The organism is Staphylococcus lugdunensis, assembly GCF_002901705.1.
Taxonomy (GTDB): Bacteria; Bacillota; Bacilli; order Staphylococcales; family Staphylococcaceae; genus Staphylococcus; species Staphylococcus lugdunensis.
In genome coordinates, this window is sequence record NZ_PPPV01000020.1 from 1 (window position 1) to 558 (window position 558).

Consider the following 558-nt stretch of genomic DNA (forward strand, 5'->3'; position numbering starts at 1 on the left):
CATGTCGATAACACAACATAACTTGTGCTGGGTTTCCCCATTCGGAAATCTCTGAATCAATGCTTACTTACAGCTACCCAAAGCATATCGTCGTTAGTAACGTCCTTCATCGGCTTCTAGTGCCAAGGCATCCACCGTGCGCCCTTAATAACTTAATCTTCCACACTGCGCTTTAAGTCAATCGCATTCATATGGCTTCGTTTCACCATTTTAAAGCTCATTCATTTTGAGTCAAACGCGCGCATGCTTTGTTGTTTCATCATTTCTAATGCTCATTTACAAAAGTAAACTGCGCTTAGAAATGCTTCAACGCCTCGCCTGACAAACGTTTTCTTTCAAAATTATATAAGTGTGTTTGTTATTAATCTTGTGAGTGTTCTTTCGAACACTAGCGATTATTTCTTATGAATTCAAGCTTATTTAAAACTCTAATTCACTCGGTTTTGCTTGGTAAAATCTAATTTACTTACTTATCTAGTTTTCAATGTACAACAATCAATTTTAAAATGAAGCATTGGCAAATAGTATTATTTGTCAAACGCTCTCTTTTAAAACGAT

At 36.0% G+C, this 558-nt stretch carries 1 rRNA gene; it reads right to left on the reverse strand.

Going from position 1 to position 558, the window contains the following annotated elements:
• Positions 1-158, reverse strand: a 23S ribosomal RNA gene (locus CD041_RS12045); the annotation flags it as partial.
• Positions 159-558: the final 400 nt, after the last annotated feature.